21 protein-coding genes are annotated in these 23,034 nt (G+C 58.4%); 10 read left to right on the top strand and 11 right to left on the bottom strand.

Annotated features, from left to right (window positions below; all coding sequences use genetic code 11):
* Positions 1 to 40 precede the first annotated feature (40 nt).
* Together accD and GS605_RS09450 are read left to right on the top strand one after the other, a co-directional pair.
* Positions 41 to 970 (top strand): acetyl-CoA carboxylase, carboxyltransferase subunit beta, encoded by a 930-nt coding sequence (gene accD, locus GS605_RS09455; protein WP_171636211.1) that lies wholly within the window; start codon positions 41 to 43, stop codon positions 968 to 970.
* The gene (locus GS605_RS09450; RefSeq protein ID WP_171636209.1) at positions 967 to 2,241 is read left to right on the top strand and encodes a folylpolyglutamate synthase/dihydrofolate synthase family protein; all 1,275 of its coding nucleotides are present in this window, start codon (positions 967 to 969) and stop codon (positions 2,239 to 2,241) included. The genes accD and GS605_RS09450 overlap by 4 nt, the downstream gene beginning before the upstream one ends.
* Before the next feature lie 64 nt (positions 2,242 to 2,305).
* Here the strand turns inward: GS605_RS09450 and zapE are convergent, their stop codons facing one another.
* Positions 2,306 to 3,373, bottom strand: a complete 1,068-nt coding sequence (gene zapE / locus GS605_RS09445; RefSeq protein WP_171723821.1) for a cell division protein ZapE — start codon at positions 3,371 to 3,373, stop codon at positions 2,306 to 2,308.
* Positions 3,374 to 3,521: 148 nt separating this feature from the next.
* Here zapE and GS605_RS09440 point away from each other — a divergent pair, with 148 nt between their 5' ends.
* Entirely contained in the window at positions 3,522 to 4,757 is a 1,236-nt protein-coding gene (locus tag GS605_RS09440) for an MFS transporter (protein WP_171723820.1), read from the top strand.
* Between the two features lie 45 nt (positions 4,758 to 4,802).
* Here GS605_RS09440 and GS605_RS09435 read toward each other — a convergent pair whose 3' ends face one another.
* The 6 genes from GS605_RS09435 to GS605_RS09410 form a co-directional block, all read right to left on the bottom strand.
* Entirely contained in the window at positions 4,803 to 6,842 is a 2,040-nt protein-coding gene (locus tag GS605_RS09435) for a bifunctional aldolase/short-chain dehydrogenase (protein WP_216600147.1), read from the bottom strand.
* A gap of 75 nt (positions 6,843 to 6,917) precedes the next feature.
* A complete protein-coding gene (gene mtnA / locus GS605_RS09430) occupies positions 6,918 to 8,012 on the bottom strand; it encodes an S-methyl-5-thioribose-1-phosphate isomerase (protein ID WP_171723819.1) in 1,095 nt (364 codons plus the stop codon).
* 121 nt (positions 8,013 to 8,133) lie between these two features.
* The gene (locus GS605_RS09425; RefSeq protein WP_171723818.1) at positions 8,134 to 8,589 is read right to left on the bottom strand and encodes a YaiI/YqxD family protein; all 456 of its coding nucleotides are present in this window, start codon (positions 8,587 to 8,589) and stop codon (positions 8,134 to 8,136) included.
* Positions 8,586 to 10,043, bottom strand: coding sequence for a Si-specific NAD(P)(+) transhydrogenase (gene sthA / locus GS605_RS09420; protein ID WP_171230389.1), 1,458 nt, complete (start codon positions 10,041 to 10,043; stop codon positions 8,586 to 8,588). Before sthA ends, GS605_RS09425 begins: the two co-directional genes overlap by 4 nt.
* Positions 10,044 to 10,046: 3 nt before the next feature.
* Positions 10,047 to 10,880 (bottom strand): S-formylglutathione hydrolase, encoded by an 834-nt coding sequence (fghA, locus tag GS605_RS09415; protein WP_171723817.1) that lies wholly within the window; start codon positions 10,878 to 10,880, stop codon positions 10,047 to 10,049.
* A gap of 103 nt (positions 10,881 to 10,983) precedes the next feature.
* Positions 10,984 to 11,913 carry an AEC family transporter gene (locus GS605_RS09410; protein WP_171723816.1) on the bottom strand — a complete coding sequence of 310 codons (930 nt, stop codon included), beginning with the start codon at positions 11,911 to 11,913 and terminating at the stop codon, positions 10,984 to 10,986.
* A 146-nt stretch (positions 11,914 to 12,059) separates the two neighbouring features.
* Here GS605_RS09410 and GS605_RS09405 point away from each other — a divergent pair, with 146 nt between their 5' ends.
* Entirely contained in the window at positions 12,060 to 12,677 is a 618-nt protein-coding gene (locus tag GS605_RS09405) for a TetR/AcrR family transcriptional regulator (protein WP_171636198.1), read from the top strand.
* Between the two features lie 106 nt (positions 12,678 to 12,783).
* Here GS605_RS09405 and GS605_RS09400 read toward each other — a convergent pair whose 3' ends face one another.
* A complete protein-coding gene (locus GS605_RS09400; protein ID WP_171723815.1) occupies positions 12,784 to 13,293 on the bottom strand; it encodes a hypothetical protein in 510 nt (169 codons plus the stop codon).
* The gene (locus GS605_RS09395) at positions 13,290 to 13,637 is read right to left on the bottom strand and encodes a CHRD domain-containing protein (RefSeq protein WP_171723814.1); all 348 of its coding nucleotides are present in this window, start codon (positions 13,635 to 13,637) and stop codon (positions 13,290 to 13,292) included. Before GS605_RS09395 ends, GS605_RS09400 begins: the two co-directional genes overlap by 4 nt.
* A gap of 201 nt (positions 13,638 to 13,838) precedes the next feature.
* On the opposite strand from GS605_RS09395, the gene GS605_RS21245 reads away from it, so the two are divergent.
* A complete protein-coding gene (locus tag GS605_RS21245) occupies positions 13,839 to 14,489 on the top strand; it encodes a LysR substrate-binding domain-containing protein (RefSeq protein ID WP_371807750.1) in 651 nt (216 codons plus the stop codon).
* Here the strand turns inward: GS605_RS21245 and GS605_RS09385 are convergent.
* Both GS605_RS09385 and GS605_RS09380 read right to left on the bottom strand, forming a co-directional pair.
* Positions 14,400 to 15,101: a UTRA domain-containing protein gene (locus tag GS605_RS09385; RefSeq protein WP_171723812.1), complete on the bottom strand. Its 702-nt coding sequence runs from the start codon at positions 15,099 to 15,101 to the stop codon at positions 14,400 to 14,402. The two genes, GS605_RS21245 and GS605_RS09385, sit on opposite strands and share 90 nt — an antisense overlap.
* Positions 15,102 to 15,178: 77 nt before the next feature.
* Positions 15,179 to 16,540, bottom strand: coding sequence for a formimidoylglutamate deiminase (locus GS605_RS09380; RefSeq protein WP_171723811.1), 1,362 nt, complete (start codon positions 16,538 to 16,540; stop codon positions 15,179 to 15,181).
* An 82-nt stretch (positions 16,541 to 16,622) separates the two neighbouring features.
* Between GS605_RS09380 and hutI the strand changes: the two genes are divergently transcribed.
* The 5 genes from hutI to nadA all read left to right on the top strand — a co-directional run bounded on the left by hutI (position 16,623) and on the right by nadA (position 23,031).
* The gene (hutI, locus tag GS605_RS09375; protein WP_171723810.1) at positions 16,623 to 17,834 is read left to right on the top strand and encodes an imidazolonepropionase; all 1,212 of its coding nucleotides are present in this window, start codon (positions 16,623 to 16,625) and stop codon (positions 17,832 to 17,834) included.
* Positions 17,831 to 19,369 carry a histidine ammonia-lyase gene (hutH, locus tag GS605_RS09370; protein ID WP_171723809.1) on the top strand — a complete coding sequence of 513 codons (1,539 nt, stop codon included), beginning with the start codon at positions 17,831 to 17,833 and terminating at the stop codon, positions 19,367 to 19,369. Before hutI ends, hutH begins: the two co-directional genes overlap by 4 nt.
* Positions 19,366 to 20,160, top strand: a complete 795-nt coding sequence (gene hutG, locus GS605_RS09365) for an N-formylglutamate deformylase (RefSeq protein WP_171723808.1) — start codon at positions 19,366 to 19,368, stop codon at positions 20,158 to 20,160. The genes hutH and hutG overlap by 4 nt, the downstream gene beginning before the upstream one ends.
* Positions 20,157 to 21,839 (top strand): urocanate hydratase, encoded by a 1,683-nt coding sequence (gene hutU, locus GS605_RS09360; RefSeq protein WP_171723807.1) that lies wholly within the window; start codon positions 20,157 to 20,159, stop codon positions 21,837 to 21,839. The genes hutG and hutU overlap by 4 nt, the downstream gene beginning before the upstream one ends.
* A 142-nt stretch (positions 21,840 to 21,981) precedes the next feature.
* Positions 21,982 to 23,031 carry a quinolinate synthase NadA gene (nadA, locus tag GS605_RS09355; protein WP_171723806.1) on the top strand — a complete coding sequence of 350 codons (1,050 nt, stop codon included), beginning with the start codon at positions 21,982 to 21,984 and terminating at the stop codon, positions 23,029 to 23,031.
* The last annotated feature ends 3 nt before the right edge of the window (positions 23,032 to 23,034 follow it).

Genomic DNA, 23,034 nt, shown 5'->3' with positions numbered 1-23,034 from the left:
TCCTATTTGACGTCAACACCGCACAAGCCAAGGTTCCGACATGAACTGGATCACAAACTACGTCCGCCCCCGGATCAACTCGATCTTCTCACGCCGCGAAGTGCCTGAAAACCTCTGGCACAAATGCGACGAATGCGGAACGATGCTGTTCCATCGCGAGCTGGCGGAAAACCAGAATGTCTGCACACAGTGCGACCACCACATGGCGATCACACCGCGTGAGCGGTTCAAGCACTTGTTTGACGGCGGCATCTTTACCGAACTTGAAGTGCCCGCGCCAAAAGACGACCCGTTGCAATTCCGCGATCAGAAGAAATACCCCGACCGCATGAAAGCAGCGCAGAAGAAGACCGGCGAAAAGGAAGCCATGCTGGTTGCCTTGGGTGAAATTGGCCGCACCCCCATTGTGGCCGCCGCGCAGGACTTTTCGTTCATGGGCGGATCGATGGGCATGTATGTCGGCAACGCGATCATCGCCGCCGCGCAGGAGGCGGTAAAACTCAAACGGCCGCTGATCCTGTTCTCGGCAGCCGGTGGCGCCCGTATGCAGGAAGGTATCCTCAGCCTGATGCAGATGCCGCGCACCACCGTGGCAGTCGAGATGCTGAAGGAAGCCAACCTGCCGTATATCGTGGTACTGACTCATCCGACAACCGGTGGCGTTACTGCGTCTTATGCGATGCTGGGCGATGTCCATATCTCGGAACCCAACGCGCTGATCTGCTTTGCCGGGCCTCGCGTGATCGAGCAGACGATCCGCGAAAAACTGCCCGAAGGCTTTCAACGCGCCGAATACCTGCTGGATCACGGGATGCTGGACCGTGTCACCAGACGTACCGAAATGCGCGATGAACTGATTACCATCACGCGGATGCTGATGAATCTGCCGCCGGCGATCATGGGCGATCTGCCGGCACCGGAACCAACCGACGCAACAGAACTCCCCGCCGAAGAGACAGATCAGAAATGACGGCCAGGACGTCCGACGCCATCCTCGACCGGATGATGGCGCTGCACCCCAAGATCATTGATCTGACCTTGGACCGTGTCTGGCGTCTGCTGGCGGCATTGGACAATCCGCAGTTGAAATTGCCGCCGGTCATTCATATTGCCGGGACCAACGGCAAAGGCTCGACTCAGGCGATGATCAGAGCGGGTCTAGAAAGGGCAGGGCGCTCGGTACACGCCTATACCTCGCCGCATCTGGCCCGTTTTCATGAACGTATTCGATTGGCCGGAGAGCTGATCTCGGAGCCAGAACTGACGGCGGTTCTGGATGAATGCTACGCTGCGAATGGCGGCGAAAACATCACTTATTTCGAGATCACAACATGCGCCGCCCTGTTGGCCTTTTCCCGCGCCAAGGCAGATTTCACATTGCTCGAGGTCGGGCTGGGCGGGCGCCTGGACGCCACAAACGTGATCGAAAACCCGGCCGTCACGGTTATTACCCCCGTATCCATCGACCATGAACAGTTCCTGGGTGATACTTTGGGCAAGATCGCGGCGGAGAAGGCGGGCATCATCAAGCCCGGCGTTCCGTGCATTGTCGGCCCACAACAGGACGAAGCGCTTGAGGTCATCGAATACACGGCCGCCCGCTTGGGTGCGCCTTTGTTGGTTCATGGTCAGCACTGGCACGTGCAGGAAGAAAACGGGCGTCTGATCTATCAGGACGAAACCGGTTTGCGGGATGTGCCTCTGCCCAACCTTCTGGGCGCACATCAGATTCAGAATGCGGGCGCAGCGTTGGCTGTTCTGCGCCATCTGAACATGGGCGACGACGCATACGAAGCTGCCGTGACCAAGGCCGAATGGCCGGCGCGAATGCAGCGTCTGAAATCCGGCCCGCTTGTCGATCAGGCGCCGCATGCCGAGATTTGGCTGGATGGTGGTCACAACGCCGCCGCCGGAATCGCGTTGGCGGATGTACTGACGAACCTGCCGCAAAAACCCACGCACATGATCTGCGGCATGCTCAACACCAAGGATGTGACAGGGTATCTTGCACCTCTGGCAGAGAAAGCGACAAGTCTGACAGCCGTGTCCATTCCGGGTGAGACCGCAACGCTCAGCGCGGAAGAAACCGCTGCGGCTGCGGCCAGGGTCAACCTTCCCGCATCCACCGCCGACAGCGTGGCGGACGCATTGAAAGTGATTGCGGACAATGACCCGCAGGCGCGGGTTCTGATCTGCGGCTCGCTCTATCTGGCTGGGAAAATTCTGCAAGAAAACGCGTAGGCGCGTGCCAACCTCATGATCTGGCTGACACTGTCTTGGATGGGGCGCGGGCGATACGGGCGGATCAGTGTCCCTGTCGCCCCCAATCCTGATCCTGCATTTCACGCAGGCGTGATGCCGTGCGTTCAAATTCGAAGGTTCCTTCGCCTTCGACATACAGCATCTCGGGTTCCGCTGCAGCCAAGCAGATCAAACGCACCCTGGCTTCGTAAAGCGCATCAATCAGGGTGACAAAACGTTTGGCCTCGTTGAAATTGTTGCGCGACAGGCGTGGGATGTCCTCAAGCACGAGCACTTTTACCTCTTCGGCGATCGCCAGATAATCACCCGGCCCAAGCATGCGGCCACACAGATCATAGAATGAAGCCCGCGCGACCCCGTTGCGAAAGGCGGGCAATTCAACGGCCCGGCCTTTGACGTGCAGCACAAGCGGATCAGCGGGTCCACCGGCAAGATCTGTCCAGACCTCTCTGATCTTCTGCCGGGCTTCTGGGCCAATCGGAGTGAAATAGACCGGGGCACCCTCCAACCGGTTCTGCCGATAGTCCGTCGGCGACACCAATTCCCACACCTGCAACTGCTCTTTGATATGCGCGATGAACGGCAGGAACAGCTGCCGGTTCAGCCCATCCTTGTACAGATCGTCGGGATGCCTGTTCGACGTGGTAACCACGACCACGCCGCCTTCGTGCAACAAGTCAAACAGCCGCCCGACAATCATTGCGTCCGTAATGTCGGTGATCTGCATTTCGTCAAACGCGAGCAAGCGAACTGAATTGACCACCTCTTTCGCCACCGGTGCCAGGGCATCCTCGACATTCTGTTGCCGGGCCTTGTGCATTCCGGCGTGAATTTCCTGCATGAAAGCGTGAAAATGCACGCGTCGTGCCGGGATATTGCCCAGCGTATCGACGAACATGTCCATCAGCATGGATTTCCCACGCCCGACACCGCCCCACAGGTACAACCCTTTGGGTGGCGGAGGCGCCTTGCGGAAGAGCCCGCGTTTGACCGGCTTGGACAGCGCCGCCCGGATGCGTTCGAATTGGGGCAGAACGGCCTCTTGCGCGTCGTCGCGTGTCAGCGTTCCGTCCGCGATGCGGGCCTCGTAAAGCGAAATAAGATCCGTCATGAATCCGAGCCTTACCCGTCGCCTCGGCCGTTGAAAAGAAGCCATTTTTGGCGACACATCAATTTTGTTTATCCGTGACCGCAAATCTGCTGAATTGACGGTGACACCAAAAGTAATACGGTCCTTCGGACGTTACGCCTGAGGTTCCATGCCCCGATCCGCCCGCTTGTTGAATCCGATTCTGATTGTCGGATGTATCATCATCACGGTCAGCTTCGCCGTTCGTGCGTCGTTCGGCGTATTCCAGATTCCGATAGCCGATGAGTTCGGCTGGCTGCGGACCGATTTCTCGATGGCGATTGCAATTCAAAACCTGGCCTGGGGCATCGGGCAGCCGATCTTTGCGGCGATTGCCGAAAAGGTGGGCGACCGCCGAGCCATCATCCTCGGCGCTCTCACGTACGCGGCTGGCATGGTGCTGACGGCGTGGTCCGTTACACCGTTCGAGCATCAGATATACGCGTGGCTGGTGGGTTTCGGCATCGCCGGGACCGGGTTTGGCGTGGTTCTGGCGGTTGTCGGACGCGCGTCCACCGATGAAAACCGGTCCATGTCGCTGGCCATCGTTACTGCTGCGGGCAGCTTTGGGCAGGTTCTGGGGGCGCCGACCGCTGAATGGCTGCTGACTTTCCTGCCCTGGCAGCAGGTTTTTGTCGTGTTTGCCGCGGCAATTCTTGCCCTTGTGCTGACCTTGCCCTTCATGCGTGCACCACAGCCCGTTTCGAAGGCAGAGATGCAAGAAAGCATGAGCGAGATTCTGGGAAAGGCGTTCCGCGACCCTTCCTATGCGCTGATATTTCTGGGTTTTTTCAGCTGCGGATACCAGCTGGGCTTCATCACCGCGCATTTCCCGGCTTTCGTGGCCGAGATGTGTGGACCAATCCAGCCCGGAGGCGTACTGCATTCCATCGGGATCACCTCTACATCCGCACTTGGTGCGGTGTCGATTTCATTGATCGGTCTGGCCAATATCGGCGGCACGCTACTGGCGGGTTGGGCCGGCAACCACTTTCCGAAAAAATACCTTCTGGCAGCGGTTTATACGGGCCGGACGATTGCAGCGGCTTTGTTCATCGTGTTCCCGATCACACCCCTTACGGTCATCGTGTTCTCGCTGGTGATGGGATCGCTTTGGCTGGCCACCGTGCCGCTGACCTCGGGGCTCGTCGCGCATCTATACGGTCTGCGTTATATGGGAACGCTCTATGGCTTTATCTTCTTGAGCCACCAGATCGGCAGCTTCCTGGGCGTCTGGCTTGGCGGACGCATGTATGACCAGTATGGCGACTACAACATGGTTTGGTGGATCGGGGTCGCGATCGGTGCCTTCAGCGCCATAGTCCACCTGCCGATCCGCGAGAACCGGTCAGCAGTTCCTGCCTGAGGCACATCGACACGCCACAGGCAGGGAACCAATCGGGCAAAGGCGTTACCGAAGTTCGGCCTCGGTATTGCCGCCATCCACCGTCACGACATGACCGGTGGTGCGTTCCATCAGCGCCAGCGCAACAAAGGCGTTCGCGACATGCTTCGCCTCGACTTCGCGGCCCAGCAGGTTGCCTGACATATAGGTCTCCTCGGAAACGCCACGTGCGGCAGCGCGTTCCTGAATGAACCCATCCGTCAGCAGGCCAGACCGAATTCGATCTGCATTCACCCCGTTCACACGGATTCCGTATTCGGCCAATTCAAGCGTCAACTGGCGCAACAGGAACAGTGTGGCGGCTTTTGGCGTACCATAGGCCCCCATGTTCCGGCCCGGGTTGATCGCCTGTTTGGAGATATTGAACAGGATCTGACCGCCGCGGCCCTGAGCTTGCATCACTCGGGCAGCCTGTGTCGCAAATGCCTTATGCGCGAAGAAATTCAGTTCAAAAGCCGCGCGGAATTCGTCGTCACCAAGATCCAGCAAAGCGCCCGAAGTCGCCGACCCGGCATTCGATACCATTACATCGATCCCACCAAACCGGTGTATCGCCGCCGCAATCGCGGCATCTGCGGCGCCTCTCTCGGTTACGTCGCAGGCATATGTCGAATGCCATGTGCCAAGGGTCGATTTGGCCTTGGCCAACGCCCGTTCATCCCGGTCCACCAGAACGACATTTGCACCGGCATCAGCAAAGGCCTTGGCGGTTGCCAGACCTATCGCCCCTGCACCACCGGTCACCATCACAATCTTGCCCTGAAGCGGAGGTGGTGAGCTTTTGCCCAGCTTCGCCTGTTCCAAGGACCAGTATTCACAATCAAAGCGATCTTTTTCATTGATGGGAAAAAAACCGCCCGCGTCTTCGCCCACTGATCGCACCCGCAGGTTTTGTTCCGCAAGATCTGCCGCGGCCGAGGCAGCCTTTGCGTTCGGGCCCATTCCCAGGATCCCCACGCCCTCGATCCACGCATGCTTGGGGTCTTGAGGCAGCAGTTTCTTGCGTTCGTCGGCCTGCGGCGCCTGCCGTTCAAAATACGCCCGATAGTCTTTGGCAAACTCTTCGACCTTTGCCTTGATCCGAGACCGCCCCCCAGACAAATCCGACGCGCGCAATACAAGCGGGCAGCCTTTTGTCCGTAATACGTGATCCGGCGACGCCATGCCCCGCTGGGCCAATGAATCAATATCCGGACGATCGAAAAACTGCATGACATCCGGCCCGTTGCGGAGGTCAAAAACCGGCATCGGGTCATCCCGTTGGGCCGCCACTTCGGCGATGACCGCGCGCAGGATCGGCAATACCTCAAGATTCTCAGCCGGATCGCGACGGCCAATTGTCGTCAGGTCCTTCATCCCGAAATAGGCAGCAACCTCGTTGGTATGCACCACGATCCGGTCATAGCTTTCCTGCGCCGTCGCGCCGAACGTGAAATGTCCGTGCTGAAGCAGCAGAAGCCCTTCGACATTCGGGTTTTCGTCAAATACCTCGGCCGCCTTTTTGGCCAGCCCGAAGCCAGGCATGATGTAGGGCACAATGCCCAGTCGGTCGCCAAAAATCTCGCGGCAGACGTCCTCGGCATTTGGCAGATTGGCGAACACCAGAAAGGGTGTCGCATGCGTATGATCCACATATTTGTGCGGTAAAAATGCATGCAACAGAGTTTCTACAGAGGGGTTCGGAGAACTCGAATCCAACAGATTGGCGCGCTGAACATTGACCATCTGTGCATCTGACAGATGGTCCAATGCGCGCAGTTTCATCAAAGGATCTAGCCACACACCCGGCAAGCCCGGTGCCTCGATGCTGTCCAGATCCCACCCAGATCCCTTGACATGCAGAACGCGCTGTGGATCGCCAAACAGATCAGGGCGTTCCAGTTTGACCGACGTGTTGCCTCCCCCGTGCATCAGGAGGTCCGGGTTCTGACCGATCAGCCGCGAGGTATAGACACGTTCGCCCAGTTCCTGATCTGCGAGTTCTGTTCCGGCCCGGTCACGCCATTTACGTGCCTCGTCGGCCCTGTACCAGTTTTCAATCATCATTCATTCTCAGCAAGTTAAGCGGGTGCATGATCCGCGTGGGCGATTGCACAATTCAAGACTGTGCTAAACAAAGTGTTAACCAGCCCGTTCGGGAAACAACCGGGCAAGCCCGTCAGCAGACGCCTCGCTGACGCCGCGCTCGGTGATAAGCCCTGTCACCAGCCGGTTTGGGGTGACATCAAAGGCAGGATTGCCACCTTCCGTGCCGTCTGGCGTCACGCGTACATCCGAGATGTTCCCCTGCCCATCAACCCCCATGACATGGGAGACTTCCCTGGAATTACGTTCTTCGATCGGGATTTCGGCCACACCGTCGCGAACGGTCCAGTCAATCGTAGGAGAGGGAAGGGCGACATAAAATGGCACACCGTTGTCCCGCGCAGCCAAAGCTTTCAGATAAGTCCCGATCTTGTTGCAAACATCACCTTGGGCCGTGGTTCGGTCCGTGCCCGTAATCACCAAATCAACCAGGCCGTGCTGCATCAAATGACCGCCGGCATTATCCACGATGTAGCGGTGGGGAATGCCATGTTCGCCCAATTCCCAAGATGTCAGTGCGCCCTGGTTGCGCGGTCTGGTTTCATCCACCCAGACGTGCAAGGGGATGCCCGCGTCATGTGCGTGATACATCGGGCTTGTGGCCGTGCCCCAATCCACAGTCGCCAGCCATCCCGCATTGCAATGCGTCAGCAACCGAACCGGCTCACCGGCGGGTTTTCGGGCCGCGATATCCTTGATCAGTTCCAACCCGTGCCGGCCGATTGCGGCGTTGATCTCGACATCTTCGTCTGCAATCTCCTGCGCCAGCGACCAGGCGCGCTCGGCGCGGTCACCCGGAGCAAGCGGCATCAGCGCTTCTCGGCATCTGTCCAATGCCCAGCGCAGGTTGATTGCCGTGGGTCGGGTTGCATGTAAAACGTCATACGCGGCGTCAAACGAGGCTTCTGAGCTGTCCCGAGACATCTGCTCGGCAATTCCAAACGCAGCGGTCGCGCCTATCAAAGGTGCGCCCCTGACCCACATATCCCGTATCGCAGCTGCAAATTCATTAAGCGTTTTCAGGGTTACGACCCGAAAATCATGCGGCAACCACCTTTGGTCGATGATCCGAACCACGCCTGCCGGTTTGTCCCACCAAATAGACCGGTAATGGGTGCCTTGTACTTTCATAACGCAGTCTCCGTATTCGAAAAGCCTGATCGGAATTCAAGCACAGGGTGCGTTCTAATGAGGTACTTGTAAACGGGCGTTTCGGAATTCGGGTCAGTATTTGATCTAGCAAAAGGAATGATCATCCCTTTCTGGCGGCACGTATTTCCCGTTCCAAGGCGTCCAGAAACCGCGAGCGGTCGGCTTTACCGAAGGGTCGCCCACCGCCGCCGGTTCCCAACGGATTGGCCGCGCGCAGATCGGCCATCAAGTCACGCATTGCCAGTTGTTGGCCAATATTTGCCGCGGTGAAGGTTTCACCATTGGGGCGCAGCACGCGTGCGCCTGCTTCGACGCATTTTGCGGCCAAAGGGATGTCGGACGTTATGACGACATCTCCTTCTCCACAGCGTTTGGCAATCCATTTGTCGGCCTCATCCGCGCCTTCGGAAACGACAATGACCTGCACCAGCGGGTTGGCCGATGGACGAAGCCCGCCATTGGACACCAGCGCCATCGGCACCTTGTGCCGCGTCGCGACCCGTTCGGCCTCGGCTTTTACAGGACAGGCATCGCCATCGACATACAGCGTCGTCACGCCTTCTTTGCCTCTTTCTTTGCCGGCTCCACCGGTTTCTTTTTGACCTTGAATTCCTCGGGTATGGGCATGCGGTTGAACGCATCCAGGCCCGCGATTTTATACGCTTCGGCAAGAGTCGGGTAGTTGAACGTGTTCTGAACGAAGTAGTCCACCGTACCTTTCAGGTTCAGCACGGCCTGCGCAATATGGATCAACTCCGTCGCGCCTTCACCAACGATCTGGACACCCAGCACCCTGCGGGTCTTGAGCGAGAACAGCATTTTCAACATGCCGTGTTCCAGCCCCATGATATGCCCGCGTGACGTCTCGCGGAATCGCGCGACACCGACCTCGTAGGGGATGTTGCGCTCCTGCAATTCTTCTTCCGACATTCCGCAGGTTGATATTTCGGGCACTGAATAGATGCCATAGGGGTACCACGGGCTTTCCGGCAGCGTGGGCGTTTCAAGGGCGTGACAGGCAGCCACGCGCCCCTGCTGCAAAGAGGTTGATGCCAGCGACGGATGTCCGATCACATCGCCCGTGGCATAGATATGCGGAACCGCCGTTTGATATGTCTTGCGGTCTACCTTGATCCGGTTGCGGTGGTCCGTCTCCAGCCCGACGGCATCCAGATTGAGTTTGGACGTCGCCCCCATGCGTCCGGCCGCAAACAGAAGCATTTCAGCGCGAACGTGGCGACCGTTTTCAAGGGTCACTTCCACATGTTCACCGGCGTCTTCAATCTTCTCGACAGCCGAGCCCAAACGCAGGTCGACACCGTTTTCCCGGATCTGATGGGTAAAGTCGTGGATCAACCGGCTGTCGATGAAATCCAGAAACGTGTCGCGGGGTTCAATCAGCGTCACACGCACGTCTAGGGCTGAAAACATCGTGGCATATTCCACGCCAATGACCCCGGCACCGATAACGACCAGCGAGCGCGGAATCTCTGCCATTTCCAGAAATTCGTCACCATCCACCACCGTCTTGCCGTTGAACGGGACATAATCCGGACGATAGGTTTTCGTGCCTGTCGCAATCAGGAACTTCGCGGCCGTCACACGCGTTGTTTCCCCGGCATCGGTTGCGACCTCTACTTCGTGCGGCCCGACAAATCTGGCCAGACCGTCCAGGGTTTCGACATGGTTCCTGTTGAACTGATGTTCCAACACGTCGACTTCATGGTCGAGGGTCATATGCAGGCGGGCTTTCAAGTCTTCTGCCCGGATCTGATCCTTTACCCGGTATGAACGCCCGTAAAAGCTGCGCTCGCGCCAGCCCGACAGGTTCAGAACCGTTTCGCGCAGGGTCTTGGACGGAATCGTGCCGGTGTGGACAGAGACGCCACCAAAACGGTCTTTGCGGTCGATGACCAGCACACGCCGTTTCAGTTTGCCTGCCTGAATCGCCGCAGAACGCCCAGAAGGCCCCGACCCTATGATGATCAGGTCATAATCGTAATTGCTCATCCCTCAGTCTCCGTACAGTGCCTCGGCATGGAAGATGACGTGATCTTCCATAAACGTGGACACAAAGAAGTACGAATGATCGTAACCCGGCTGGAAGCGATACGTCGCTTGCTGGCGGCGTTCGGCGATGGCTTGCGCCAACGCTTCGGGGCGCAAAAGGTCCATGAATTGATCGTTTGCACCTGTGTCGATCAGGATCGGACCGTCAAAGCCGGTTTTCTTCATCAACAAGGACGCATCGTGTTTTGCCCAAAGCGTTTCGTCGTCACCAAGGTAGGCGCTCAGCTGTTTGCGTCCCCAATCCGCTCCGGTCGGGTTCGAGATCGGCGCAAAGGCTGACACCGAACGGAAGCGTCCGGGCAGGTTCATGGCAAGCGTCAGGGCGCCGTGCCCCCCCATGGAATGGCCCGTTATGGCTTGGCGTTCGCTGTCGATGGCGAAGTTTTCGAACAGCAGGGCGGGCAGCTCTTCGGCGACATAGTCCCACATCCGGAAATGCGGCGCCCAGGGTTCCTGTGTCGCGTTCACATAGAACCCTGCGCCCTGACCCAGATCATAATCTTCATGATCTGCGACGCCGTCACCACGCGGCGAGGTATCCGGAAACACCACGGCGATCCCTTGTTCCGCGGCCCACGCCTGAGCCCCGGCCTTGGTCATCGCGTTTTCATGGGTGCAGGTCAATCCCGACAAATACCAAAGAACCGGGACCGGCCCGTCCTTGGCCTCGGCTGGAAGAAACAGGCCAAAAGTCATGTCACACTTGCACGACGAAGAGGCGTGGCGGTACACGCCCTGCACACCGCCAAAACAGGCATTTTCCGAAAGGGTTTCCATCAGGCACCGTCCTTGTTTTCGAGTCGCAACATGGCTAACGATCCGCGGACCCGGCGTAAAGTCTGTGCGCCTTCGTTGAGAGTATTTTTCGAGAAGGTGAAGGTCAGAATGTGCCCGCCCAGGCGATCACCATCGGCACGGTGAGAATACTGACGATTGTGGATAGAAGGATTGCCGCCGACGCGCGATGCGGGGCAATGCCGTAATGCGCGGCCAGCATGTAAACATTGCCCGCAACGGGCAAAGCAGCGGCAGAGATGGCAACAGTTGCGGGAAAAGTATCAATCGGTATCAGCCATAACAGAGCGACCGCAACGCAGGCCGGATGGATCGCCAGTTTGCAGAAGCTCAACCATGCCGCGATCTGGACACGTTCAGCCGACTTGTCTGCCAATGACGCGCCAATGGCGAACAATGCACCCGGAGTCGCTGCACCACCGAGAATGATCAGAAAATCGCCAAGAGGTTCAGGAACAGGCAATTGCAGCGAGGACCAGATGAGACCGGCCGAGATGGATACGATCATGGGATTGCGGACCAAACCCATTCCGATCAACTTGAAGGTGGTCGGGGTCAGTTTGCCATCACGGCCGCCATTGATCAGGATCACGATAAGGGAAGAGAACACGACCAGATCGACGGTCAGAACCAGCATCACGGGCCCGATCGCAGCCTCGGAGAACAAAAGGGAAAGCATGGGCAGCCCGAGGAACCCGACATTGCCGATGGCCGCGCACTGAGCCTCGACCGCAGCGGTCGGAATGTCGAGCCCGCGCAGCCAGGCGATGGCCGACGCCAAAACGTAAACGGTCATGGTTCCCAGCAGATATCCAAGGATGAGCCGGGCATTGAAAATCTCGGCAAAGGGAAGGGTGGCGGCAAAGCGAAACAGCATCGCCGACAGCGCAAAGAAAAAGACGAACTTGGTCAGATATGCCGTTGCTTCAGCCGTGAAAAAACGCGTGCGCCCCGCCCAAAAGCCCAGGCCGATAATCGCGAAAAACGGAAGGGTGCGCAGAAAGATTTCGGCCATGGGCCCAGTCCTAGCACGGTTTGAACGCGCTGCAAGTACCCGACATCAAAGCAAATGCAACCTCCGCTTCGCTGGAATATTTGAGAATCGTTGTATCTAAACCGAGCGGTTTATAAACTGGCGCAGCTATCGATCGAGGAGAAGACATGACCCAGACCGCCACCATCCTGCGCACCGGCCGTAAATTCGACCAGGTTCTGCGCGGGGCTCGAGAGGTTTTCATGTCGGATGGGTTTGAAGGGGCAAGTGTGGATGACATTGCCCGCGCGGCGGGCGTGTCAAAAGCAACGCTGTACAGCTATTTCCCGGACAAGCGCCTTTTGTTCATGGAAGTGGCCCAGACAGAATGCTGCCTGATGGCCGAGCGGGTCATCTCGATGATCGACGAAACCAAACCCGCCCGCGAAGTGCTTCAGATCACGGCGACGCAATTGACGGCCTTCCTTGTGTCGGATTTCGCGCAGCAGGTTTTCAGGATCTGCGTTGCCGAGCGCGACCGGTTTCCCGAGCTTGGCCGTGCGTTTTACGAGGCAGGGCCGCAAAACGGCCAGCGACAGATGGCCGAGTATCTGGAAAAAGCCGTGGCCAAGGGTGAATTGGCCATTGATGATGTACATATCGCTGCCGAGCAGTTTTCCGAACTGTGCAAAGTGCGGATCTGGACCCGGGCGGCTTTTGGCATTCAGAACACGTTCACCCAGGAAGAAATAGATCAGGTCGCTGCTCAGGCCGTTGACATGTTTCTTGCCCGTTACGGGGTCTGATCCACAAAAGTGATGGCCCGCGCCCGGAACAGGGGCGCAGGCCATCGCTCACTCACCAAAACACTCGATACACAACAGTTTAAAGCTGCAAGTCTTTTAAAACCCTTTACTCGAAGAAAGTTCTGGCCAGACGCTCGCTGACAGGCTGTGCCAGATATGCAATCACTGCGCGTTCACTTGTGTTGACGAACAGGTCTGCGGGCATGCCGGGGACCAAGTCCAAAGCCGCCACTTCGTCGGATTGCCGATCGTTCAGTTTGACCCGGGTCTTGAAATTGCACTCGCCAGTGCGTTCGTCCTCCAATGCGTCGGCTGAGATATTAAAGATTGAACCTCGGGCCTCGGACACATCGGCCTGCGCATAAGACGACAAACGAATCCGTGTGGCCTGACCGATTTTCAGCTTGTTGACGTCACCAAGTCTAATCCGGCCCGAAATCGCCGAATTGCAACCGATAAGGATGTCGTCGCCGCCTTCACCGTTCTGCGGATCAACGCCGACCGCGCCGTTCAGCGCATTGGTCAGATCGCTGCCGACAATCACGTCGCCATCAGCCGAGTCAATGACGTACTTAGTTGAAAACAGTCCATCGGTTTCGACCTGGTTCGAGATCACGTCCTGACCGATGACACCGAGCCCCCTGATGCGTTCACGTTCAGCGTGGCGCCTGCCTCCGCCAGCGATTCCTGTACAACCGGGCCGTTTCGGCCGACCGGCACATTGTGCAGATGGATGGCTGAAACCGCGCCGGGGATGGGTGTGTTCAGGTCAGCTTCGCTCCGACCGACAACGCTCAGTTCGCTGGAATACGAGATTTCTCCGGTCGCCGAATTCCGGGTGATGACTACGGTCGCGTGGCCGGTGACCTTGCTGTCCAAGGCCGGCCCGGGCTCTTGCTCTGCGTTCAGGCTGCCGCTCAGGGTGACGGTGCGAATGTCACCCTTGGCCAACCAGATCAAAAAACTTGAACAGGAATTGGGAACCGATCTGTTCCTGCGCCTCAACAACGATGTGCCCCGACACTGTACGGTGCCCGTGTCGTTGAACAGGCTGGGCGCCTTCTGAACGATGCGCGGAAAATCCGTGACACCGCAACCGAATTCCGCGACCCCGAAGCAGTTCCTTTGACTGTCGGAATGACTCCGACTTAGGCCCCTTATCTGACCGGATATCTCTCTGAAACCTTCAGCCCGCTGTTTCCGTGGATGCGGGTCACGCTGGTCGAGGATCTGCCTGAAAACATGTTGCGTATGGTCGATGATCACTTGCTGGACAAGGCGCTTGCGGCGAAGATCAACAGCAGCGCCGCTTTGGATTTCACTTCAATCTGGTCTGAACCATTGTTTCTGGCCCTTCGAAAAGGGCACGCGCTTTGCTCCTTGTCATCCACTACCCCAGAGGATGCTCCGCCGTTTGATTTTATCCGGCTTACACACTGTTTCGGATACGAACTTGAGGGGAGGCTTCCCAAACAAGATGGATCAAGCCGTATCAGCAAACGTTTCGACCTGACCACGCTGAGGTTCGAGACGACCTGCCGCCATATTTGCCATTCCGACGATTGCACAATTGTCTCTGTCTTGGCCGCTGAACAACGAGAGCCAAAACTCGGCCGCCTCGGAACCTGCGCGGGCAAAGGTGACTGCCACTACAGTCAGGAAGGTGGGATCGAAGTGATAAGGTTTTTGCTCCTATGTCAAAACCTGTTCGGTGCTCTGGCCTCAATACGTGGTGCGCATCTGGTATCCCTGATGGAAGGTCATGCGCACGAAAGTAACAGGATCGCTGCGAAACCATGTCGTGCGTTCTAGCTGAAACAACGGTGTGCCGGGCGGTACCGCCAGAAACTCCTGCAAATGCCCTGTTGCCGGGACGGCCGAGAAGGCAATTTCAGCGTTTGAAAACGGCACCTCGGACAGCAGCCATTCATTCGGCCCTGTGGTCAGGAAATCTTCGTCGAGAACCTGAGGCACGGTGCTGACGTTGATCCAGCGTTCCTCGAACTGAAACGGACGGTTGTCGGCGTGGTGCATGCATTGCAGATGGACGACCTGCGCACCTTCCGGGATGCTCAGCTTTGCCTGCAACCACGCGGGGCAATCGATCAGTGTTCGGCTGACCAGAGCATAGCGGTATTCGGCGTTCATTTCTTCGATGGTCTGCCGAACGACAGTGATCGGCAATTTCGCCTGCTTTACCGGTGTGGTCACGACACGCGTGCCGCCCTTGCGTTTGCGGGTGACAAGTCCCTGTTCGGCAAGTTCCCGCAGCGCCCGATTGACCGTCGCCCGTGCAACACCGAATTCGGCTGCCAGTTCCATCTCGGTGGGCAACAGGCTGCCCTGTGGCCAGACACGGGTTTGAATGCGGTTCACGACTTCGTCCCGAATGTCCTGAAAGCCGAGAGGTTTTTGATCGGTCACGTGGTGTTCATCCAATTACGTACAAACATATTGTTATTATGAGGCCATTTTTGTCGGCCCGTAAAGGCGCAGCAAGCTCAAAGTCTCGGCATGAGATCAGCCATGGCCTGTCGATAGTCAGATACAATCCGATCCCGAGCAATATGGCGGCCCCGGCGTACCTGATGGCGGCCAGCCGACCACAAATCGGTCACTACGTGGTCCTTCGCGGCAAAGACCAACCCGTCGAGCAACTGTTCAGGACGCAGGGCACAAAGCGCGGGATCCTGACTGTCAATAGCAACAAGATCCGCCAGCATCCCTTCTGCGATCTGCCCCGCCGCGCGCCGCAGGGCCTGCGCACCGCCCAAAGCCGCATTGCAATACAGTGTCTGTCCAACCGAACCCTCCCCTTCGACCAGGACATTGCGCGACAGATCTCGCAGGCGTTGGGAATATTCCAGCGTACGCAGTTCCTCTGTCATCGAAACCAACACGTTTGAATCCGACCCGACCCCGAAACGACCACCGGCTTCAAGAAAGACGGCTCCATTGAAGGGGCCATCCCCCAAATTGGCCTCGGTGATCGGGCAAAGCCCCGCGACCGCGCCCGTTGCGGCCATATCGCGGGTTTCCTTTTCCGTCATGTGAGTGGCGTGGATGAGGCACCAGCGATGGTTTACCGTTGCATTGTTCAGCAGCCATTCCACCGGGCGGGCGCCCAGACCCTCGTGAACCTGTTCAACTTCCATGGGTTGTTCCGCAATGTGAATATGGACAGGTCCCGTCTTTTTTGCGTCCAGAACCCGGGCAAGATCTTGCGGTGATGTCGCGCGCAAGGAATGCGGGGCAATGCCTATCTGACAGTCATCCGGCAGATCGCCCAGTGCCGCCTGCGCCTGTTCGACCAACGCCAGATAGCGGTCCACATCATTGCCAAATCGTTGCTGTCCCGCTTCCAACGGTTGCTCGCCGACCCCTGCGTAAGAATAAAGTACGGGCAGATGCGTCAGTCCGATTCCCGTCTCGGCCGACGCAGCCATGATCCGCTGGGACAGCTCTGCGAGATTGTCATAAGGTGTGCCGTCTGGCTGGTGATGCAGATAATGGAATTCACCAACCGAGGCATAGCCGGCTTCCTGCATCTCCATATAGACCAGAGCGGCAATCGCCTGCACCTGTTCAGGCGTAAGGTGCGCAGTGAAGCGATACATCAGTTCCCGCCACGTCCAGAAACTGTCGCGACCGGCCTTTCGATATTCGGTCATACCCGCCATCGCGCGCTGAAATGCGTGGCTGTGCAGATTGGCCAATGCGGGCAGCAAAGTGTCGACGCAAGTATCGCCTTCTTGCGCCGTCGCGCCCTGTTGCAGCGACACCATCAGCCCTTGCCTGATTTCTACCCGCAGGTTCATAGCCCAACCGGTGCTCAGTAATGCGCGATTAGCGAAGATAGCCATTTTTCACCTCATTTTATGCATAGACATATAAATGATAGAAATGTACTAGAAAAGCAGGAAATGCACGGAGGGTGCGAGTCACATGCAGACGCAAACGCAGGTTTTGACGGATCTTGATGCCGCAACTATGACCGAAGGCGGCGCGCCATACGGTTTGGTCCCGGATGCCGCGATCGTGTTGCAGGACGGGCGCATCGCATGGGTCGGCCCTGTTGTGGATCTTCCGTCACGTTTCGCCGACCAGCCAAGGGCTCGAATGGGTGGGCGCCTGGTTACGCCCGCCTTGATCGATTGCCACACCCATGTGGTTCACGGTGGCCATCGCGCCGCAGAGTTCGAAATGCGCCTGAACGGCGCGAGCTATGAAGAGGTCGCGCGCGCCGGGGGCGGGATCATCTCGACGGTCAAGGCCACGCGCGCAGCCGGAGTGGAGGAGTTGGTCGCACAGGCATTGCCGCGTGTGGATGCGATGCTGGCCGAAGGGGCATCGGTCATCGAAGTAAAGTCCGGCTACGGGTTGGATGACAAGACTGAATTGAACATGTTGCGCGCGGCTCGGGCGTTGCCCGATCATCGCCCCGTCCGTGTTCTGACCAGCTTTTTGGGTGCTCATGCGGTGCCTCGGGACTATGAGGGCAGGGCGTCGGACTACATTCATCAGGTCTGCATTCCCACGCTTCGCGCCGCTCATGCCGAGGGATTGGTCGATGCGGTCGATGCCTTCTGCGAAGGCATCGCCTTTCAACCCGAAGAGTTGATCCCGCTTTTTGATGCCGCGACAGCGCTTGGCCTGCCGATCAAGATCCACGCCGAACAATTGTCGAATTTGGGCGGCGCAAAAATGGCTGCCGGATACGGCGCGCTTTCGGCAGATCATATAGAATATCTTGACGAAGCAGGTGTTCTGGACATGGCGCAGGCCGGTACCGTCGGTGTTATTCTGCCGGGGGCCTTCTACACCTTGCGCGAAACACAGGCGCCACCGATTGACCTGTTGCGCCGGCATGCTGTGCCCATGGCGCTTGCCACGGATTGCAATCCCGGTTCGGCGCCGATGACCTCGCTGTTGCTGGCGATGAACATGGGATGCACCCTGTTTCGCATGACGCCAGAAGAGGCCCTGCAAGGCGTGACGGTTCACGCGGCCCGTGCTCTCGGGTTGGCTGATTGCGGTCAGATCTCAGTCGGGCGGCGCGCTGATCTGGCGGTTTGGAATGTCGAACACCCCGCGGAATTGGCCTATCGCATCGGCTTCAACCCTCTTCATACCCGCATATTCGGAGGTATATTTTGACGACCCTCACCCTTACCCCGGGCACCGTTACCCTGTCGCAACTGGAACTGGTCCTTCGCGAAGAGTGCGCTGTTCGGTTGGACCCAGCCTGCCGCCCGGCCGTCGAAGAAGCGCACAAGCGCATCGCCGATGCGGCGACGGGAGAGGCCGCCGTATATGGCGTGAACACAGGGTTCGGGAAACTGGCCAGCGTCAAAATCGCGGCCGAGGACACGGCAACCTTGCAGCGCAACCTGATCCTCAGCCATTGCTGCGGTGTTGGCCCTGCGATCCCGCGCGCCCTTGCCAGATTGATGATGGTTCTGAAATTGCTGAGCCTGGGGCGCGGAGCGTCGGGGGTTCGGCCAGAAGTGATCACCCTGCTGGAAGGGATGTTGTCACAAGGTGTGACCCCGGTGATCCCGGCGCAGGGTTCAGTTGGAGCTTCGGGTGATCTTGCGCCCTTGTCCCACATGGCTGCCGTCATGATGGGCGCTGGTGAGGCCGAATTCAGTGGCGATGTGATGCCCGGTGACGCTGCGCTGTCCAAAGCGGGTCTGCACCCGATCGAACTGGGCCCCAAAGAAGGGCTGGCGCTGATCAATGGCACCCAGTTTTCGACGGCCTTTGCGCTGTCCGGGCTGTTTGGCGCGTGGCAGGCGGCGCAAAGCGCGTTGGTTACCTCGGCGCTGACGACGGATGCGATCATGGGTTCGACCGCCCCGTTGCAACCGGAAATTCACACGTTGCGCGGGCATCGCGGGCAGATCGAGGCCGGCGTGACCATGCGGGCGCTGCTGGCCGGGTCGGTCATTCGTGAAAGCCATCGGGTTGGCGATACCCGGGTTCAGGACCCGTATTGTATCCGCTGCCAGCCTCAGGTGGTGGGGGCCGCGATGGATGTGCTGAGGCAGGCTGCAACAACGCTGGAAATCGAGGCCAACGCGGCGACGGACAATCCTCTGGTTCTTTCGGAAACCGGCCTGATCGTTTCGGGCGGGAATTTTCACGCCGAACCCGTTGGGTTTGCCGCAGACATGATTGCGCTCGCCGTGGCCGAGATCGGGGCAATTGCGCAACGCCGCATTGCGTTGATCGTCGATCCGGCACTCAGCTTTGATCTGCCGCCTTTTCTGACGCCCAATCCGGGCCTGAATTCGGGCTATATGATCGCTGAGGTGACGACCGCCGCACTGATGAGCGAAAACAAGCATCTGGCCAATCCATGCGTGACGGACTCGACGCCCACATCGGCCAATCAGGAAGATCACGTTTCGATGGCGGCCCATGGCGCGCGGCGATTGGGGCAGATGGTTGCCAATCTGGAACGCATTCTGGGGGTCGAACTGCTGTGTGCCACACAAGGGGTCGAGTTCCGCGCGCCGCTGCCTACGAGCGAAACGTTGCAGGCCGTGATGGCACGGCTGCGTGCCGTGGTGCCGGCCTTGGGTGACGATCGCTATATGGCACCCGAGATCGAAGCAGCCTCGGCCCTGATTGCCAGTGGCGAGATTGCCCGTGGCACGGGCATCGCCATGCCGGAACTTGGCGCATGAGCGGCCCGGTCGAGATTTCGCGCGGTGACAGCCCCATCGTGCTGGGTCTGCCGCATACCGGTACCCATGTGCCGGCCACGATCGAGGCCAAGTTGAACGCGCGGGGTAAAGCTCTAGCAGATACGGATTGGCATGTTCATACCTTGTATGAAGGACTTCTGCCCGGTACGACCACGGTTCGGGCGACCTTCCACCGATATGTGGTCGACGCCAACCGGGACCCGTCGGGCGCGTCACTCTATCCCGGCCAGAACACGACCTCTCTTGTACCGCTGACGGATTTTGACGGCCAGGGAATCTGGGACATCCCGCCTTCCGAAAAGGATATCCTCGAACGACGGGAAGCTTTTCATGCACCGTATCATGCCGCCCTGAAGGCCGAGCTGGAACGCGTGAAGGCGGCCCATGGGGTTGCGGTGCTGTATGATTGCCACTCGATCCGCAGCCATATTCCTTTTCTGTTCGAAGGTACTCTGCCCGATATGAGCATCGGCACGAACAATGGGGCGACCTGCGCGCCGGAAATCGAAGCCATAGCGCATGAATTCGCGACGTCCTCGCCCTATACGGCTGTTCTGAATGGGCGGTTCAAGGGCGGATGGACAACGCGCTATTATGGCCGCCCCTCCGAAGGGGTTCACGCGATCCAGATGGAGCTGGCTCAGTCGACCTACCTGAAAACTGAAGCGCCGCCCTGGGCTTTTGACACCGACAAAGCCGACCGCCTGCGCCGGTGGCTCAAAGACATTCTTGACGCTATCCATGACACTGCATTGGAGCTTGCCCGATGACCGATCCTCGTAAAAATACCCGTGACATCTTTCCCCCGACAGGGCCCGAACTGAACGCCAAAAGCTGGATGACCGAAGCCCCGATGCGGATGCTGATGAACAATCTGCACCCGGATGTGGCCGAGAACCCGCATGAGCTGGTTGTCTATGGCGGGATCGGCCGTGCCGCGCGGACGTGGAAAGATTTTGATACCATCGTTGCCAGCCTCAAGGATCTGGAGGAAGATGAAACGCTGGTGGTGCAATCCGGCAAACCGGTCGCCATCGTTCGGACGCATGCCGATGCACCTCGGGTGCTGATCGCGAACTCGAACCTTGTGCCGCATTGGGCCAACTGGGACCACTTCAACGAGCTCGATAAGAAGGGCCTGATGATGTACGGCCAGATGACGGCCGGTTCGTGGATCTATATCGGGACGCAAGGCATCGTTCAGGGCACCTACGAAACCTTCGCCGAGGCGGGACGCCAACACTATGACGGGGACCTGACCGGCAAGTGGATTCTGACTGGCGGTCTGGGCGGCATGGGTGGCGCGCAACCCCTGGCGGCGGTCTTTGCGGGGGCGTGTTGCCTAGCCGTCGAGTGCAATCCAGACAGCATCGATTTCCGCCTGCGCACCAAGTATCTCGACGAAAAGGCCGAGACGCTGGACGAAGCGCTGGAAATGATCGACCGCTGGACCAGGGCGGGCGAGGCGAAATCGGTCGGATTGCTGGGCAATGCGGCCGAGATTTTCCCCGAGATCTACCGGCGGATGCAGGCGGGTGGGATGCGCCCCGATATCGTGACCGACCAGACCAGCGCCCATGATCCGGTCAACGGTTATCTGCCATTGGGCTGGAGCATGGCGCAGTGGAAAGACAAGAGGGAAAGCGACCCCAAGGCCGTGGAAAAGGCAGCGCGCGCGTCGATGAAGCAACACGTGGCCGCCATGGTCGATTTCTGGAACGCGGGTGTGCCAACCCTGGATTATGGTAACAACATCCGGCAGGTGGCGCAGGACGAAGGCTTGGAAAACGCCTTTGCCTTTCCCGGTTTCGTGCCCGCCTATATCCGCCCGTTGTTTTGCCGCGGCATTGGCCCGTTCCGCTGGTGCGCGCTGTCGGGTGATCCCGAGGATATCTACAAAACTGATGCAAAGATGAAGGAACTGTTCCCCGAAAACACCCATCTGCACAACTGGCTCGACATGGCGCAGGAGCGCATCGCCTTTCAGGGCCTTCCCGCGCGCATCTGCTGGATCGGACTGGGTGACCGCCACAAGGCTGGGCTGGCATTTAACGAGATGGTCAAAACCGGAGAGTTGAAGGCGCCGGTCGTCATCGGTCGTGACCACCTCGACAGCGGCTCGGTCGCGTCGCCGAACCGCGAAACCGAGGCGATGAAGGACGGCTCGGACGCGGTGTCGGATTGGCCGCTGCTGAACGCGCTGGTCAATACCGCATCGGGCGCGACATGGGTCTCGCTGCACCACGGAGGCGGCGTTGGCATGGGTTTCAGCCAACATGCGGGCGTCGTGATTTGTGCCGACGGCACCGATGCAGCGGCTAAACGCCTTGAACGGGTTCTGTGGAACGATCCGGCTTCTGGCGTCTGGCGACACGCAGATGCGGGTTATGAGGATGCCAAGGCATGCGCACGTGAGCACGGGCTGCGACTGCCGGGGATTCTGGGCTGATTTGCCATTCATCTTTGAATTTGTCTGCATGGCTTAGCGCTAACGTCTCATTTTCCGGTTTCGAACCGGGGATGTTTCCGCTAGGGCTAAGCCGTTAAGCAGCCCGCCAGGCTAACGACAACTGACAAAGGTGGCTCGCCCGTTGCTCGATATTGCACAAGTCCGCACTGTTCTTTCGGACGTCTATGACCTCGCCCCATCGGCCACGTTGGCCAATGAGATGAAAGACACGTTTGCCCGTATGGATCGTGTGATCAGCCCGCCGGATTGGGCGATCTATGCGCCCTATGTGCGGGCGATCAACGCGCTCAAGAAAGAGCGTAACGCCGTGATCCTTGGGCACAATTACATGACACCGGAAATCTATCATGGTGTGTCCGATTTCGTGGGTGACAGCCTGCAACTGGCGATCAAGGCCAGCGAGGTGGAAGAGGATGTGATCGTTCAGGCCGGGGTTCATTTCATGGCCGAGACATCGAAAATTCTGAGCCCCGGGAAAACTGTTCTGATGCCCGACATGGATGCCGGCTGTTCTTTGGCAGAATCGATTACTGCCGAAGGAATCGACGAAATGCGGGCCAAATACCCCGGTGCGCCGGTTGTGTCTTACGTGAACACCACTGCCGAGGTCAAAGCGGCCTCGGATATCTGCTGCACCTCGTCGAACGCCTTGCAGATCGTGAATGCCATGGAAAGCGACACGGTCATCATGACGCCGGATCAATATCTGGCTCAAAACGTGGCCAATGAAAGCCACAAGAACGTGGTGTATTGGCCCGGTTCCTGCATCGTGCATGAACAATACACCGCACAGGACTTGCGCGACTTCCGCGAATGGAACCCCGGAACGCGCCTGATTGCGCACCCGGAATGCCCGCCGGATGTGGTGGCCGAGGCGGATTATTCCGGTTCAACCAGCGGGATCATCAAATATGTGCATGATGAGAAACCCGAAAAGGCGATGCTGATCACCGAATGTTCGATGGCGTCGAACATCGCGGATGAACTGCCCGACGTCGATTTCGTAGGGCCGTGCAATATGTGCCCGTACATGAAAAAGATCACGCTGGAAAAGATCCTCTATGCTCTGCACACGATGGAAGGCCAGGTCGAGGTCGCCGAAGACGTGGCAGAGAAGGCCCGCAAATCTGTACAGGCGATGATTGATCTGTCCCGCAAGCTCGGCATCTGATCG

Origin of the sequence: Ruegeria sp. HKCCD7559, assembly GCF_013110575.1 — a bacterium.
Lineage (GTDB): Bacteria > Pseudomonadota > Alphaproteobacteria > Rhodobacterales > Rhodobacteraceae > Ruegeria.
Note: the sequence above shows the minus strand (reverse complement) of the source record. Positions and strands in the feature narration are given on the sequence as shown.